Below are 15991 nucleotides of genomic sequence, written 5' to 3' on the forward strand. Positions count from 1 at the left end.
GTAGGGCCGGCCGAGACACCGTCAGGCCGCGATGCCGTCGGTACGGCGGGCGCGGGTGGTCGAGACCAGGACGGTCAGCACGACGGCGAGAGCGAGCGCGGCCGCGAGCCAGTAGCCGACGCCGTACAGGCTCTCGGCCGCGACCTCCAGCGTCGTTCCTGGGACGGGGACGAGGGAGGCGCTCAGGTCGGCGCTGACGAGGGCGGTGCCGAAGGCGAAGCCGACGGCGAGGAAGGTGCCGGCCACCCCGGTCGCCATCCCCGCCTTCTCCTCGGGCACGGCCAGCTGCACCAGCGTGAAGCCGGCCGCGTAGCCGATGCTGCAGCCGAGACCGATGATCGCGGCACCGACCAGGTAGTGCCACTTCTGGTCGTGCGCGAGGGCGAGCCAGGTCAGCCCGGCGGCGCTGATGAGGGCACCGCTCACGAAGACCGGCACCACGCGGCCGTTGTTGACGGGACGGTCGACGATGGCACCGCCCACGACGAACGTCACCGCGAACGGCAGCATCAGCCAGCCGGTCTCGAGCGCGCTGAGGCCAAGCCCGTAGGAGTCGACGGGACGCAGCGCCTCGGGGATGATCTGGGCGTAGGTGCTGACGAGGAGCAGGAACGCCGAGTTGACGGCGGCGAACAGTGCAATGCAGATGCACGAGGCCGTGACCAGCGGGGCCTTCATCAGCGCGACGTCGAAGACGGCCGTCGACGACCTGCGCTCCACCCGGACCCACGCGATGCCGCCCACCACGCCGAGCACCAACGGGATCAGCGCGGCGTTGCCCCACACGAGACCCTGGGTCAGCGTCAGCAGGATCGCCGCGACCCACGCGATCATCCACACGGTGCCGACGACACCGATGCTGCCGGTCCGGACAACGGGCGGGGCGTGCGGGATCAGCAGGTACGACGCGAGCGTGGTCACCGCGCCGATGGCGGTGAGGACCACGAAGAAGCTCTGCAGCGACAGGCTCTGGACGATCAGCCCGCCGCCGATCATGCCGGCGACGATGCCGACACCCGTGCCGATGACCAGGACCGCGACCGCGACGGTGATGCCACCCTCCCCGAGACCGCGGCGCAGGAATCCGAGCGGGAGCACCTGGGCGGCCCCGCCGAAGCCCATCAGGGCGCAGCCGACGAGCAACGTCGGGTAGGAGTCCCCGACCGCCGGCACGAGCGCACCGGCCGTCAGGAACGTCGCGGCGGCGACGTTGGCGTTCCGGTCGCCGTACAGGTCGGCCAGCCGGGGCAGGAGGATGAAGCCCGCTCCCCCGCCGAGGGTGAGGACCGTGTAGAGCCACGTCGTCTCCGCGACCGTGGCGAGGCCGTACTGCGCCTGGATGACCGGCAGCAGCGGCGGGAGGATGAAGATCACCGCGTTGGTCAGCACGACCAGCAGTGAGCCGATGCCGACGAGCGTCCCCTTGCCGGGCGTTCGTCCTGCCGTCGCACGGCGGTCGCTTCCAGCCTCGTGGGTCTGGGTCATGAGTGGTCTCCGATTCGGGCGAACGATGTGATCCGACTCATACGGTAGGCCTAACTTAGTCATACGATCAAGATGTATGACCAAGTTGTTTGACTAAGGTTTTCTAGACGCCCTCAGCAGGGAGCCCTGCTAGGCTCGTCTTTGACTTAGACAAGCGCCCAACTTTGTGGCGCCCAGGCACCCGGAGGCCCAGATGGCACGGATCCCCGTCGCCCAGCGACGTCGCGACTTCATCGATGCGGCCGTCGAGGTGATCGCCAGCAACGGGATCGACGGCGCCACCACGCGCCGGATCGCCGAGCAGGCCCAGGCGAATGTGGCGATGCTGCACTACTGCTACGACTCGAAGGAGGACCTCTTCGCCGACGTCTACGAGTTCGTCGCGAGCCGGTTCCGCCAGGTCATCGAGGAGAGCGACCCGCACTCGACGGTGCTCGAGACCGCGCAGGCGATCATGCGGGGCGTGATGGAGTGCTACTACGACTCCCCCAGCTTCGGCGCCACCACGCTCGAGCTGATCAACTGGGCCCGGCGCCAGCACGGCGACCGCGGCATCGCCGTCTACGACCAGGCCATGCAGGTCGGGCTCGAGGTGCTGCGCCGCGTCGCCGCCGAGGAGGGCGTCAGCGCCGACGTCGTCGACGAGATCCCCTATGTCATCGGCGCGCTCTCCGACGGCTTCGCGATCAACTTCCTCACGTACGGCGATCGCGCGGCCGCCAAGGCCCAGATGGACGTCACCGCGTCGGTGCTGGACAGCTGGCTGTCTGCACGGCTCGCGGCCGGTCCCGCCAAGCCGGAGCGACGCAAGCGCGCGGCCAGCGCCTGACGCGCTGACCGCGCGCCGCGATCAGATCGGGAGGTCGGGCGAGTCGACGCCCACGACCCGGTCGCCGCAGAACACCCGGACGGACTCGGCCGGTCCGTGGCCACCGATGCCGGAGGGTCCCCAGAAGCTCTGGGCAGAGTCGTCGCCGAGGTCCGCGACCTTGGCGCCGTTGACCCGAACCTCCCCCGCGACGATACGAGTGCCGACCTCGATCGCGCGGTCGGTATCGGCACCGAACACGTAGGCGTCCAGCCCTGACGGGTTCGCGTTCGCGATCCGCAGTGCCTCCTCGGCGGAGTCCACGGCGTGCAGCGAGACGACCGGCCCGAACAGCTCAGCGGTCGCCTGCGCGGGATCGGCACCCACGGCGACGGTCGGCGAGAGGAAGAACCCGCCGAGGTCGGGCAGGGTCGCCGGCTGGTGGATCTGCGCCCCCAGGCCACGCAGTCCCTCGATCCGCGACTGCAGGGTCTGGAAGTGCGGGGCGTTGGAGATCGGACCGACCTGGCTGTCGTCGTCGAGCGAGTGGCCCACGACGAGCTTGGAGATCCGCTCGGTCAGCGCCTCGACCAGCGGCCCGACGAGCGCGGGTGGGGCGAGCACCTTGCCCGGGCCCTCGCACCACTGCCCGTTGAGCTTGGTCATCCCCTCGAGGATGCCGTCAGCGGTGACGTCCACGTCCGCGTCATCGAGCACGACGACCGGGTTGTTGCCGCCCAGCTCGAGCTGCAGCACCTTGAAGTCCTCGGCAGCGACGCGGGCGATGGCGCGACCGGCACCGGGACCGCCCGTGAAGGAGACGACCTTGATCCGCGGGTCGGCTGTCAACTGCGCGCCGACGTCGCCAGCGCCGTGCACGAGCTGCAGGGCTCCCGAGGGCAGGCCGGCCCCGACGAAGCACTCGACCACGACCTGGGCGCTACCTGACGCATGTTCGGAGGGCTTGAGGATCACCGGGCAGCCGGCCGCGATCGCGCTGACGACCTTCGCCGCCGGGATGAAGCTGGGCCCGTTCCACGGGGTGAGGATCGCCGCAGGGCCCCACGGCACCTTGTGGAGACGTACGTCGCGGCCGCCGGCCTCGAGGGCGCTCACGCGCGGGATGGCGCGCAGGTCGGCCGCCGTTGCGCGGATCCGGTGGGGCAGGAAGGCCGCCACCAGGCGGGTGGTCGCGATCGGCGTACCGCTGGTCAGAGCGTCGGTCCGTGCGATGTCCTCGATCCGCGTCTCGACCAGGTCGGCGACGCGTTCGAGGATCGCCGCCCGCTCGTGGCGCGCTTCCTCGTCCCAGGGACGGGCGTCGTACGCCTGCTCGGCGTGGCGCAGCGCTGTCTCGACGTCGTCGGGCGAGGTGGTGACGAGCCGGTGGACGGGCTCGCGGGTGTTGGGGTCGAGGTTCCAGGCCTCGCCCGTCGTGCCCTCGCTCCACTCGTCGGCGACGTAGTTGACGGGCTGCGGGATGGTGATCTGGTTCATGGTGCGTCTCCTGTCAGGCCTGGAGGTCGACGACGATGCGGGTGACGTCGCCGGACAACATCAGCTCGAAGCCGTCGTTGATCGCGGCGAAGGGAATGACGCGGGTGACCATCTCGTCGAGCATCAGCCGACCCTGCTGGTAGAGCCGGGCGAACTGGGCGATGTCCTCACGGGCCTGGCCCGAGCCCATGTAGGAACCGATGAGTCGCTTCTCCTGGAAGAAGAAGTCCAGTGCGGGGACCCTCAGCTCGGTACCCATCGGCGCGATCCCGACGAGGCACGCGGTGCCGGTCGGCCGGAGCAGGGCGAGTGCCGTCTCGGCCGTGCGGGCTGAGCCAACGGCCTCGAACGCGTAGTCGACGCCGTCGCCGAGCTCGCGGTGCAGCTCCGCCACCGGGTCGACGTCAGCACCGTTGATGGTGTGCGTGGCGCCGTAACCGCGGGCGGCCTTGAGCCGGTCGTCGTCGAGATCGATCGCCACGACGGCCGAGGCGCCGGCCAGCCGCGCGCCCTGGACGATCGCGGAGCCGACGCCGCCGCAGCCGATGACCGCGACCGTGCTGCCCGGCCGCACCTGCGCACCGCGGAAGACCGCGCCCACGCCGGTGACGATGCAGCACGACAGCAGGCAGCCGACGTGGAGCGGCACGTCGTCGGGCAGCCGGACGAGCGCGTTCTCCCGCAGCAGGATGTGCTGCGAGAACGCACCGATGGCGGCGAGGCGCTCGATCGGGCGACCGTCCACGGTCTCGAACGCGGGTCGCTGCCGCAGGCGCACCTCCTCCAACCGGGTGCACTGGGTCGAGTGCCCGGCCTCGCAATTGGCGCACCGTCCGCACGACGGTGTCAGTGCGCCCGTGACGCGGTCGCCCGGGCTCAGCGAGGTAACGGCGGAGCCGACGGCCTCGACCACCCCGGCGACCTCGTGCCCGACGACCACCGGAAGGTCCGTCGGCACGGTGCCGGTCATGTAGTGCAGGTCGCTGTGGCACAGCCCCACATGGGTCACCGCGACGCGCACCTCGTGCGACTCGGGGTCGTCGACCCGGATGTCGGTCAGCTCCAGTGGTGCCCCGATCTCGTTGAGGACGGCGGCTCGGGTGGTGATCATGCGGAGGTCTCCTTCGTGTTCCAGAAGCCGGCGACGCCGGCGGTGAGCAGGCCGCTCGTCCACGCCTCGCGGGCGGCGACGTCCTCGCGCGCGAAGGCCGCCTCCACCTCCGCGAGCAGGGGCCGCAGCAACGCGAGGTGCAGCGCCGTCGTTCCGCCGTCCGGGGTCCAGGCGTGGACGGTCTCGACGGCGTGGTCGACCAAGGCGTCGGGGTCGACGACCTCGTCCAGCAGGCCGATCCGCAGCGCCTCGTCGGCGGGCACACGCGGCGAGGCGAGCACCATGCGCATCGCGTGGTTGCCGACCAGCCGCCGCAGCAGCAGGCTCGTCGCATTCGAGATGGTCAGCCCGCGCGCGTTCTCCGGCTGGAAGTACGACGTCGCAGGCGTCCCGATCCGGGCGTCGCAGCACAGCGTGATCTCGGAGGCTCCGCCGACGGCGAGGCCGTTGACGGCCGCGACCACAGGGACCCGGGTCTCGAGGATCGCGCGGGTGACGTCGTGGAAGCTCTCGAACGCCCGGTCGACCTCCTCGTCGGTGGTCGGTGCCTGCTGCAGGTCCTCGCCGGCGGAGAAGGCGCGGCCGCGGCCGGTGAGGACGATGCCGCGGACGGCGTCGCCCGTGCCGAGCTCGCGCACCAGGGCGGCGAGCCGCAGCCGCATGGCGACCGTGAGGGCGTTGAGCTTCTCGGATCGGTCGAGCGTGAGCACGGCGACATCGCGGACGATGTCGACGGCAATCTGCTCCTCGGTGACGGACGGGACGGTCATGGTCAGCTCCTCGGTCGGGCGAAGTCGTGGGTGATACCCGGCTGGTCGGCAGCTCGGGCCTTGAGGGCGGCCTTCGAGACCCGCTCGGACGGGGTCCGGGGGAAGTCGGCGACGAACTCGACGTAGCGCGGCACCTTGAAGCGAGCGAGCTGCGCGCGCGCTACCTCGAGGACCTGCTGCGCGGTGACGCGGTCGGCCGCCACGCCGTCCCTAAGCTGGACGAACGCCTTGACCTCCTCGCCCAGCACGTCGTCCGGTACGGCGACGACGGCTGCCGCGACGACCCGGTCGTCACGCTCGAGAACGGCCTCGACCTCGGCACAGGCGACGTTCTCGCCGCCGCGCCGGACCATGTCCTTGATCCGGCCGACCAGCTGGAGGCCGCCGTCGGGACGGCGGACGACCAGGTCGCCGGTGTGCAGCCACCCCTCCCGCAGCACGTTGGCGGTGGCGTCGGGTCGGTTCCAGTAGCCGCCCATCATCGGCGCGCCCGAGATGACCAGCTCCCCCGGCTCACCGAGCGCGACCTCGACAGCGGGATCGGCGGGGTCGACGACCCGGACCTTCTTGGTCGGCACCGGGCGGCCCAGGCTCCCGCTGCCCACGGCCGCGGTGTCGTCGAACGGGCAGAGCAGGTCGACGCCCGACTCGGTCATCCCGTAGATCTCGCGCCACGGTGCCCCCCACCGCTCCTCCAGCGCGGCGTGCAGGGCCACCGGGATGCCCGAGCAGAACACCATGCGGAGGTCGTTGTCACGGTCGTCGGGAGACGGCGGCTGCTTGAACAGCAGCGTCGGCATCGAGCCGAGGACGTAGAAGAAGGTCGCCCGGTGCCGGCGTACGTCCGCCATGAACGTCGACGCCGAGAACCGCGGCAGCACGACCAGGGGCGCACCGACGGTCAGCGCGAGCGCGGTGTTCCACTGCGGATCCATGTAGGAGAAGGGCTGCGACGTCAGCAGCACGTCGTCGCTGCCAAGGCCCGTGGCCGCGGCGCAGACCCAGCCCAGCCGCACCCAGTAGCCGTGGGAGAGCTGGCACGCCTTGGGAAATCCGGTCGTGCCGGAGGTGTACTGGAGGTTGGCCAGGGTCCCGGCGTCGACCGGCAGCCCGGGCGCCGTGTCCGGGAAGTGCTCGGACCCGTCGTCGGCGACGTCGACCACTCGGACGCCGGACAGCCCGTCCTCGCTGTCGATCACGTCGTGGACCAGACCGGACCGATCGGCATCGGTGAAGACGATCCGCGCCCCCGAGTCACCAAGGACGAACGCGAGGTCCGACCGCTGGTAGCTGCAGTTGACCGGTACGACGACCGCTCCCGCCTTGAGCGCTGCCAGCCACACGACGGGCCAGTGCACGACGTTCGGCAGCATCAAGGCGACCCGGTCGCCGGGCTCGATGCCGTCCACCTCGATCATCCGGTGGGCCAGTCGGGAGGTCCAGGCGTCGATCTCGGCGAAGGTCCAGGTCCACTCCCCGAAGCGCAGGAACTCGCGCTCACCGGCATCCTGCGCCCGGTGAGCGAGCAGACCGGTCAGCGTTGGCACGACGGGCTCGTGGCCCATCCGCTCGGCCGCGACGGCGGGCTGGTGGCTCAGGTCCGTGGTCACGACTCACTCCTCCGCTCGAGCAGCCGGGTCGCCTGGCGGACGACCCAGGTCAGTGTCGGGTCGGCGCTCTTCATCCACTCCGGGTGCCACTGGACGCCGAGGACGGGGTGACCGGGCACCTCGATCGCCTCGACGACGCCGTCCGCGGTGCGGCCGGTGACGACGACGCCGACGCCGCAGCGGTCGACGGCCTGGTGGTGCCAGGAGTTGGTGACGACATCGCCGTCGAAGAGGCCGGCGGCGATGGATCCCGGCTCGAAGGAGACGAGATGGTCCACGGTCCCATCGGTGGGCGCGCACTCCTCGGACAGGTGGCTCACCGGTCCGGCGGGCAGGTCCGGGACGAGAGTGCCGCCGAGCGCGACGTTGAGCACCTGCAACCCGCGGCACACACCGAGGACCGGAATCCCGCGGTCGAGGGCCGCGCGGACGACGGCCACCTCGTAGTCGTCGCGCTCGCGGTCGTGGACCATCGGGTCGGTGCGTGGGTCGATGCCGCTGACCACCGACGGGTCTCCGCCCCAGCAGGTGGGATGCATGTCCTGGCCGCCGGTGATGACGACTCCCGCCAGCCAGTCACACACGGCGTCGGGGTCGGTGTCGTAGGAAAGGTGCACCGGGAGCCCACCGGCCTCAGCGACGCGCGTCGCGAAGTCCGACATCGCGGTGTCGACGCACCGGTCGCCGTACCTCTCGTCCGAACCCTCGATGAGGGAGAGCCGGAAACGTCGTCCGGTGATGCCGACGAGCGGCCTCCGCGCGCTCACGGGAACTCGAAGTAGCGCTGGGACTCCCACGCGGAGAGCTCGGCGAACGGGTCGCCGCCCTTGGTGTGGAACTCCATCCACTCCCAACGGCGCGATGCGACCCAGAAGTCGACGAACTCGTCGCCGAGGTAGGCCCGCAGCAGCGGGTCGGCGGCGAGCGCAGCACCGGCCTTCGACATCGTGTCGGGGATGCGTTCGACTCCGATGTCGTCGGGCAGGCACCAGGCCATGTCCGTGACCTCGGCGGGCGGCTCGATCTGCCGCTCGATGCCGGCGAGCACCCCCGCCAGCACGCCCGCGAGGGCGAGGTAGGGATTCACGTCGGCGCCGGGCAGCCGGTACTCGAGGCGGCTGTACTTCGGGTGGCCGGTGATCGCGCGGACTGCCGCGGTCTTGTTGTTGACGCCCCAACTGATGGTCGTCGGGGGCCCGGTCAGGTCGACCAGGCGGCGGTAGGACGTGATCTGGGGCAGCGCGATCGCGGTGTTGCCCGCCATCGTGGCGAGCAGGCCGCCGACCGCGTGTCGCATCAGGTCGGACGGGCCGTCCTCGTCGAAGAACCGGTTCACCCCGTCGCTCTGCAGCGAGATGTTGATGTGCGCGCCCTGGCCGAAGCCGGCCGTGGGCTTGGCCATGAACGACACGGTGTGGCCGAGCTCGAAGGCGACCTCTCGCATGACCTGTCGGGTCCGGGCCCAGCCATCCGCGAGCCGCACGGGGTCGGTCGGCGCGAGGTTGAGCTCGGTCTGCCCGGGAGCGGCCTCGTCGGTCCAGGCCTCCCAGGTGATGCCGACCCGGTCGAGCCGTTCGACGACCGCCTCCATATAGGCGATCCAGTCGCTGGAGCGGGCCAGGTGGTACGTCGACCCGGTGCTGCCGCCGAGGGGTGTGAGGTCGCGGTACCCGCGTGCCCGGGCCTCGTGCACGGACTCCTCGAACAGCGTGGCCTCGATCTCGACGGCCACGGTGGCGTCGTACCCGAGGTCGGCGAGGCAGGCCACGAGCTTCCTGACGAGGTTGCGCGGACAGATCGGGACAGGAGTCCCGTCCTTGAGCCAGTAGTCACCGATCACCGCGTCCAGGCCGGGCTTCCACTCCACGAGCGTCGCCAGGTCCGGGATCATCTGGATGTCGTAGAGGTTGCCGCGCCACTCTGGGAAGGCGTCACCGAGCACGATCTCGTTGTTGAGGTCGATCGCGAACAGGATGTCGGCGAACGCGAAGCCGGCCTCCTTGCCGGCCTCGAACTTCGCCGGGGACACGTTCTTGCCGAGGAAGCTGCCCTCGTGGTTCGTCGCCTCGAGGCGGACGGCCCGCCGGGCGATGGTGGTCTCAGACATCGAAGCGGACCTTCCAGGAGGCAGCGGTCATGACCGACAGCTGCGAGAGGGTGCCCTGCACCTGCAGGCCGGCACTCAGGGAGACGAGGAAGTCGTCGGCGCCGCTGAAGACGCCGGCGAGGAGGTCGGCGGGACCGGTGATGCCGTACGACGTGGCGCCCTCGCCGAACCGAGCCCGCTCAACCCCATCCGGGACGACAGCGTGCACGTCGAGGACATCCGGGATGCCGGGAATCTGACGCGTCGCCTCCCAGAACCGGGCGGCGGCATCGCGCCAGTGCGGCACTGTCGGCGTCAGCGACAGAAGCACATCTGCGGCCAGGGCCGCGTCTCCCCGTGGCTCCTGGGTCGCCGCGAAGCGGGCGTTGAGGTCGACCACGACCGTGGCGTCGGGCTCGGCCGGCGCGCCGGCGACCACCTCGACGGTGCCGCCGACGAAGGTGATGGTCGCCGTCTGCGGGGTGTCGTGGGAACGGACCGCCACCGTGCCGCTGGCCCGGTCCAGCACCTCCACGGCGTTGCCGGCGATCGCCGCGTCGCGCAGGGTGCGACCCACCAGCCGGACCATCGGGGTCGCGTCGTCCTCGATCGCGATGTTCGGGACGGCCTGCCGCATCGGTGCGGCGATCGTCGTGGTTGCAGCCATCTCTCGGCCCTTTCTCGACTGGTTGTTAGTCATTTGACTATAACGTGTGACCATGATGGTGCGTGCTTCAGGTCACGTTGTCAACCACCGAGCCGGACGAGATCGCGACCAGCTCCCGAATTCGCGAGAGCCCCTTGACGAGAGGTGACCCTTGCCACACACTTGGCCAACAGACTCAATCAAATGACTAACTCGCGGAGGCGCTGAGATGAATCACCACCACACGACGGAGACGGCCGACATCGTCGTCATCGGCGCCGGCCTGTCCGGCATCGGTGCGGCGACGTACCTGACCGCCGACTTCCCCGACAAGAAGGTCCTCCTGCTCGAGGGCCGCGACGCAATCGGTGGGACCTGGGACCTGTTCCGCTACCCGGGGATTCGGTCCGACGACGCCGTGCACCACTACGGCTACGCGTTCAAGCCGTGGATGCACGACGACGCGATCGCCGAGGGCGCGCTGATCCGGAGCTACATGGCCGAGACCGTCACCGAGTTCGGGCTCGACAAGATCCTGCGCCTGCGCCACCGCGTCACCGCGGCCGACTGGTCCAGCGACGAAGCGCAGTGGACGCTCGAGGTCACCGCGACCGACGAGGCGGGCACCGAGACGAGGAAGACCATCAAGGCCGGCTTCGTCTTCAGCGGCACCGGCTACTACCGCTACGACCAGGGCTTCGAGCCCCACTTCGAAGGTCGCGAGGACTTCCGCGGCGACATCCTCCACCCACAGCACTGGCCCGAGGACTACGACCACAGCGGCAAGCGCGTGGTCATCATCGGCAGCGGCGCCACCGCCGTGACGATGCTCCCCGCGATGCTGAAGGGCGAGGGCGCGGCCGCCCACGTCACCATGCTCCAGCGCACCCCGAGCTACGTCGCCTCGATCCCCCGGGTGGACAAGATCGCCCTCCTCCTCATGAAGATCTTCGGCGCCCGACGCGGCTACGCACTGACCCGGATCAAGAACATCCGGCGCGACCACTTCCTCGTGACCGTGATGTCCCGCTTCCCCAACTTCGGACGCAAGCTCCTGCGCAGCATGACGGCCAAGGAACTGCCGCCGGGCTTCGACGTCGACACCCATTTCGCGCCGCCCTACAACCCCTGGGACCAGCGCCTGTGCGCCACCCCGGACGGCGACTTCTTCGAGGTGATCCGCGAGGGCAAGGCTGCAGTAGTGACGGACCATATCGAGCGGTTCACCCCCGAGGGCATCCTGCTGAAGTCGGGCCAGACGCTCGAGGCCGACGTCATCGTCACCGCGACCGGGCTCGTCATGCAGATGCTCGGCGGCATCAAGCCGACAGTCGACGGCACCCCCGTCGACGTCGCCGACACCGTGCTCTACCACGGCGCTCTCATGTCCGGCGTCCCCAACTGGGCGATGATGCTCGGCTTTACCAAGGCGACCTGGACGCTGCGCATCCGCAACGTGACCCGGCTCGTCGCCGACGTGATCCGCGAGATGGACCGCAAGGGCTACGACACCGCGCTGCCCGTCGCGCCGGAGGGCATGGCCACCCAGAGCCTCTTCGACCTCTCGGCCGGCTACATGCAGCGCGCCCAGGCAGAGCTTCCGCGCCAGGGCGCGGACAAGCCATGGCGGATGCACACGACCTTCGTGCGGGACAACCGACTCTTCAAAGGCCGCCTGATCCACCGCGACCTCCAGCTCTCGAAGCGAGCCGTCGAGGCGCCGCACCTGGTCAGCGTCGAGGCCACGTCATGAGCACGCAGCACTTCACCCTGGGCCAGCGTCTCCAGCGGCTTCTCCTCGTCGCGCTCAGCCACTTGCCGGCCCCGCTCCAGCGGGTGCTGGCGCGTCCGCCAGTCAACAGCGCCGGTGACCGGATGGCCCCCGACGTGGCACTCCTGATGAAGCTCAGCGAATCCGCCGAGGACTTCAGCGACCTGTCCGCCACTGAGGCGCGGCAGGTCACCGAGCGGGACCTCGCGCTGTTCGGCGACCGCATTTCACCATGTGCCCTCGAGGAGGAGGTCGAGATCCGCGACGGGCTGTGGGCCACCCGCTACCGGTCCGGGCAATCGGCCCGCGACCTGATCCTGTTCTTCCACGGCGGCGGCTTCGCGCTCGGCAGCCGAGCGAGCTACACCGCTCCGGCCCGCATGCTCGCTCACGGGACCGGGGCCGACGTCCTCTCCGTGGAGTACCGCCTCGCACCGGAGCACCCCTTCCCTGCGGCCCACGATGACGCGCTTGCCGCCTGGCACCACGTCGTCACTCACGCCGCGGACTGGGGCATCGACCCGCGTCGGGTCGTGGTGGCCGGCGAGAGCGCCGGCGGCAACATCGCCGCGGTCCTCTGCCAGCAGGTGCGCGGCCAGGACGTCCAGCCCGTCCTCCAGGTGCTGATCCAGCCGGTGACCGACGTCTCGGTCCATCGCTCCTCCCAGGACGAGTTCGCCGACTCCCCCGCGCTGACCGCCCAGCAGGTCGCGTGGTTCATGGGGCACTACCTGCCCGAAGGGACCGACGTCGCCGATCCGCGCGTCTCCCCGCTCCGTGCGGCGAGCCTCGAAGGCCTCCCGCGCGCCATCGTCACCCTCGGCGGGTTCGACCCGCTGCACGACGACGGCCACGCCTACGCCACGGCACTGCTGGAGAACGGCGTGCCGACGACGGTGATCCGCGAAGCCGGCAACGTGCACGGCTACCTCTCCTTCACGGCCCTCAGCCCGAGCAGCAAGGCCGCGACCGAGCGACTCGTCGCTGCGATCCGCACGACCCTGGACGAGCGGTCGGGACGGACCGCCGACCTCACGGTCACCGAGGCAGCCCTCGCCAGGGACACAAGATGAGCGCGCTGAACCTGGCCTCCCTCCTGGAGGACTCGGCCCGCCTGCACCCCGACCGCGAGGCCGTCGTCTCGGGGCCCACCCGCCTGACCTACCGCCAGGTGGACACCGCTGCGAACCAGGTCGCGAACCTCCTGATCGAGCGCGGGATCGCGCCCGGCGACCGGGTCGCCCTCATGTGTCCGAACGTGCCGGCCTTCCCGATCGTGTACTACGGCATCCTCAAGGCGGGTGCGGTGGTCGTACCCCTGAACGTGCTGCTCAAGGGTCGCGAAGTCGCCTACCACCTCGACGACTCCGAGGCGAAGGCCCTCTTCGCGTTCGAGGGCACGGACACGCTGCCCATCGGCGCGGAGGCAGGCGCCGGCTTCGACCAGGCCGACACCTGCAGGCACTTGTTCGTCGTCACCTCCGACCCGAGCGCCTCGCCTTCGATCCCCGATGCTGAGGCTTTCGGGCAGGCCGTGGCAGCGCAGCCGCACACCTTTGCGTCCGTCGCGACCGACGAAGACGACACCGCCGTCATCCTCTACACGTCGGGGACCACCGGCCAACCGAAGGGCGCCGAGCTGCGCCACCGCAACATGCGGGACAACGCGCTGGCGGGCAAGGACCTGTTCGGCTGCGACGACGACGAGCCGGACACCTACCTGTGCGTCCTACCGCTGTTCCACTCCTTCGGCCAGACCACCATCCAGAACGGCGCCTTCGCCTTCGGCGGGACCATCGTGATGCTCCCCCGTTTCGAGCCGGGACCTGTGCTCGAGACGATGGAGCGGGAGTCGGTCACGGTCTTCGCCGGCGTACCGACGATGTACTGGGGTCTGCTGGGTGCGCTCGACGAACGCACCGATGTGGGCACCATCGCCAAGAGTCTCCGCTTGGCGATCTCCGGCGGATCGGCCCTCCCCGTCGAGATCCACCGGCAGGTCGCCACACAGCTGGGCGTCACGATCGCCGAGGGCTACGGACTGTCCGAGACCTCCCCGGTGACGTCGTTCGCGCCCCGCGACGAACCGCCGCGCCCGGGCTCGATCGGCACACCGATCCCCGGCGTCGAGATGAAGCTGATCGAACCGGACTCCTGGAACCCGATCGAGTGGACCCCCGACGCGGTCGGCGAGATCGCGGTCAGGGGGCACAACGTCATGAAGGGGTACTTCCGACGACCCGACGCGACAGCCGCCGTCATCGACCCCGACGGCTGGTTCCGGACCGGAGACCTCGCACGACGCGACGAAGACGGCTACTACTACATCGTCGACCGGTCCAAGGACCTCATCATCCGCGGCGGGTTCAATGTCTACCCCCGCGAGATCGAGGAAGTACTGGTTCTGCACCCGGACGTCAGCCTGGCCGCGGTCATAGGTGTGCCCCACGAGAGCCACGGCGAGGAGATCAAGGCGTTCGTGATCCTCCAACCCGGCTCGGCGCTGACCTCGGGCGAGCTCGTGGCCTGGGCCAAGCAGGAGATGGCGTCGTACAAGTACCCGCGCATCATCGAGCTCGTGACTGGCCTCCCGATGACGGCGACGGGAAAGATCCTCAAGCGTGAGCTGACCTGAGCACCAGCTCGCGGCGCGCCACAGGTGTGCACGCACGAAGGGCCCGGACAGAATCTGTCCGGGCCCTTCGATTTTGGTAGCGGGGGCAGGATTTGAACCTGCGACCTCTGGGTTATGAGAGACCCTCCGACCACCAACCGACAGGTGCGCTGAGTGTGGAATCAAGGTAAAGTCGCAGGTCAGAGGGCAGTTTGCGTTCCGCTGACGTCCGAGATCGTCCAGCCAGATCCGGGCATGGTCTGCTCACAAATGGCTCACATGCGACTCGGGGAGACTTCATGGCATGGGTAGTGGAACGACACGGCGCTAAGGGCACTCGTTACCGCGGCGGCTACCGCGACCCCGACGGGCGCCTCCGCTCCGCAGGCACCTTCTCCACCCGCCGCGACGCCCTGCGCGCGGCGAACCGGGAGGAACAGAAGGTCCTCGCCGGCGCGTGGCACGACACCACCCTCGGCGAGGTCACCTTCACCGACTACGTGAAGGGCGAGTGGCTCCCGAACAAGCACGTCGAAGCGTCCACCCGGGCGGCCTACATCTCGTATTTGAACAAGCACTTCTACCCCTACCTCGGCGACCGCAAGTTGAACCGCATCTCCCCGTCCCTGGTCCAGGACTGGGTCACCCAAGCCAACGCGGACGGGCTGTCGCCTCGGTCGATCCGCAAGTACCACGTGATGCTGTCCTCGATCTTCGCCCGCGCCGTCAAAGACCGGATCCTGGTCCACAACCCCTGCGACCACACCGAGCTACCTAAGGTCATCACCCGCAAGGCCCGTACCCTCACCCCCGACGAATTCACCCGTCTGCTCGCCGCGATCCCCGACCAGCACCGACTCATGGTCGAGACCCTGATCGAGGCCGGACTGCGGTGGGGCGAGCTCGTCGCGCTCAAGCCCCGCCACATCGACTTCCTCCGCCGATCACTGACCGTTGAGGAGACCATCGTCGAGGTCTCCAAGACCCACTCCCCCACCGGCCAGCGCTACCTGACCAAGCCCTACCCCAAGGACAACGAGCCCCGCACCTTTGGCGTCCGCCAGGCCTGGCTCGACAACATCGCCCAGCACATCCAGGCCAACGGCATCGGGCACGATGACCTGCTCTTCCCGACGAAGGCCGGCACGCCGATCTCCCGCAACACCTTCCGCACCCGGATCTGGCTGCCCGCCGTCAAAGCCTCCGGAGTCGACTTCCCTGTCCGGGTCCACGACCTGCGCCACGCCCACGCCTCCTGGCTGCTGGCCGGTGGCGCGGACCTGAAGTCCGTGATGGAGCGCATGGGCCACTCCCAAATCCAAACCACCCAGAAGTACCTCCACACCCTGCCCGACACCGACCAACGCAACCTCGACGCGCTCACCCGCATCCAGAACCGCCAGCCCTGAGACGCGCCGTCAACCGGGCCGGTCGCCGGTACCACAACGGACCCCATCCGGGGCACCTCTGCCAAAGCTAGAAAGTGCAGTTTCTCTAGATGAATCTAGATCGACCCGCTCGCGCGCCCACTCTCCGAGCCACTCCACGAACACGGTTGACATTCGAACCCAAGCGTCGACGCTTGGTGTAAAC

Annotated in this window: 13 protein-coding genes; 5 read left to right on the plus strand and 8 right to left on the minus strand. The window is 69.6% G+C overall.

From position 1 onward, the window contains the following. Window positions 1–21: 21 nt before the first annotated feature. Entirely contained in the window at window positions 22–1485 is a 1464-nt protein-coding gene (locus H0487_RS01085) for an MFS transporter (protein ID WP_183092379.1), read from the minus strand. Window positions 1486–1678: 193 nt separating this feature from the next. Here H0487_RS01085 and H0487_RS01090 point away from each other — a divergent pair, with 193 nt between their 5' ends. Then, entirely contained in the window at window positions 1679–2314 is a 636-nt protein-coding gene (locus H0487_RS01090; RefSeq protein ID WP_183092380.1) for a TetR/AcrR family transcriptional regulator, read from the plus strand. Between the two features lie 21 nt (window positions 2315–2335). Here H0487_RS01090 and H0487_RS01095 read toward each other — a convergent pair whose 3' ends face one another. Genes H0487_RS01095 through H0487_RS01125 form a run of 7 tightly spaced genes read right to left on the minus strand, consistent with a single transcriptional unit; the run spans window position 2336 to window position 10034 of the window. Further along, window positions 2336–3790 (minus strand): aldehyde dehydrogenase family protein, encoded by a 1455-nt coding sequence (locus H0487_RS01095; protein WP_183092381.1) that lies wholly within the window; start codon window positions 3788–3790, stop codon window positions 2336–2338. Window positions 3791–3803: 13 nt separating this feature from the next. Beyond that, window positions 3804–4901 carry a Zn-dependent alcohol dehydrogenase gene (locus H0487_RS01100; protein WP_183092382.1) on the minus strand — a complete coding sequence of 366 codons (1098 nt, stop codon included), beginning with the start codon at window positions 4899–4901 and terminating at the stop codon, window positions 3804–3806. After that, window positions 4898–5671 carry an enoyl-CoA hydratase/isomerase family protein gene (locus H0487_RS01105; RefSeq protein ID WP_183092383.1) on the minus strand — a complete coding sequence of 258 codons (774 nt, stop codon included), beginning with the start codon at window positions 5669–5671 and terminating at the stop codon, window positions 4898–4900. The genes H0487_RS01100 and H0487_RS01105 overlap by 4 nt, the downstream gene beginning before the upstream one ends. 2 nt (window positions 5672–5673) lie before the next feature. Continuing rightward, entirely contained in the window at window positions 5674–7281 is a 1608-nt protein-coding gene (locus H0487_RS01110) for an AMP-binding protein (protein ID WP_220792971.1), read from the minus strand. Further along, window positions 7278–8048, minus strand: a complete 771-nt coding sequence (locus tag H0487_RS01115) for a gamma-glutamyl-gamma-aminobutyrate hydrolase family protein (RefSeq protein WP_183092384.1) — start codon at window positions 8046–8048, stop codon at window positions 7278–7280. The genes H0487_RS01110 and H0487_RS01115 overlap by 4 nt, the downstream gene beginning before the upstream one ends. Beyond that, the gene (locus H0487_RS01120; protein WP_183092385.1) at window positions 8045–9388 is read right to left on the minus strand and encodes a glutamine synthetase family protein; all 1344 of its coding nucleotides are present in this window, start codon (window positions 9386–9388) and stop codon (window positions 8045–8047) included. Before H0487_RS01120 ends, H0487_RS01115 begins: the two co-directional genes overlap by 4 nt. Continuing rightward, the gene (locus H0487_RS01125; RefSeq protein WP_183092386.1) at window positions 9381–10034 is read right to left on the minus strand and encodes a hypothetical protein; all 654 of its coding nucleotides are present in this window, start codon (window positions 10032–10034) and stop codon (window positions 9381–9383) included. The genes H0487_RS01120 and H0487_RS01125 overlap by 8 nt, the downstream gene beginning before the upstream one ends. A 208-nt stretch (window positions 10035–10242) precedes the next feature. Here H0487_RS01125 and H0487_RS01130 point away from each other — a divergent pair, with 208 nt between their 5' ends. From H0487_RS01130 to H0487_RS01145, 4 genes are all read left to right on the plus strand, one after another. Then, window positions 10243–11766: a flavin-containing monooxygenase gene (locus H0487_RS01130; protein ID WP_183092387.1), complete on the plus strand. Its 1524-nt coding sequence runs from the start codon at window positions 10243–10245 to the stop codon at window positions 11764–11766. Continuing rightward, entirely contained in the window at window positions 11763–12857 is a 1095-nt protein-coding gene (locus H0487_RS01135; RefSeq protein WP_183092388.1) for an alpha/beta hydrolase, read from the plus strand. The genes H0487_RS01130 and H0487_RS01135 overlap by 4 nt, the downstream gene beginning before the upstream one ends. After that, the gene (locus H0487_RS01140; RefSeq protein WP_183092389.1) at window positions 12854–14419 is read left to right on the plus strand and encodes a long-chain-fatty-acid--CoA ligase; all 1566 of its coding nucleotides are present in this window, start codon (window positions 12854–12856) and stop codon (window positions 14417–14419) included. The genes H0487_RS01135 and H0487_RS01140 overlap by 4 nt, the downstream gene beginning before the upstream one ends. Window positions 14420–14697: 278 nt before the next feature. Next, window positions 14698–15807, plus strand: coding sequence for a tyrosine-type recombinase/integrase (locus H0487_RS01145; RefSeq protein ID WP_183092390.1), 1110 nt, complete (start codon window positions 14698–14700; stop codon window positions 15805–15807). Window positions 15808–15991: the final 184 nt, after the last annotated feature.

The sequence above is a fragment of the Nocardioides stalactiti genome (assembly GCF_014180715.1).
GTDB classification, from domain to species: domain Bacteria; phylum Actinomycetota; class Actinomycetes; order Propionibacteriales; family Nocardioidaceae; genus Nocardioides; species Nocardioides stalactiti.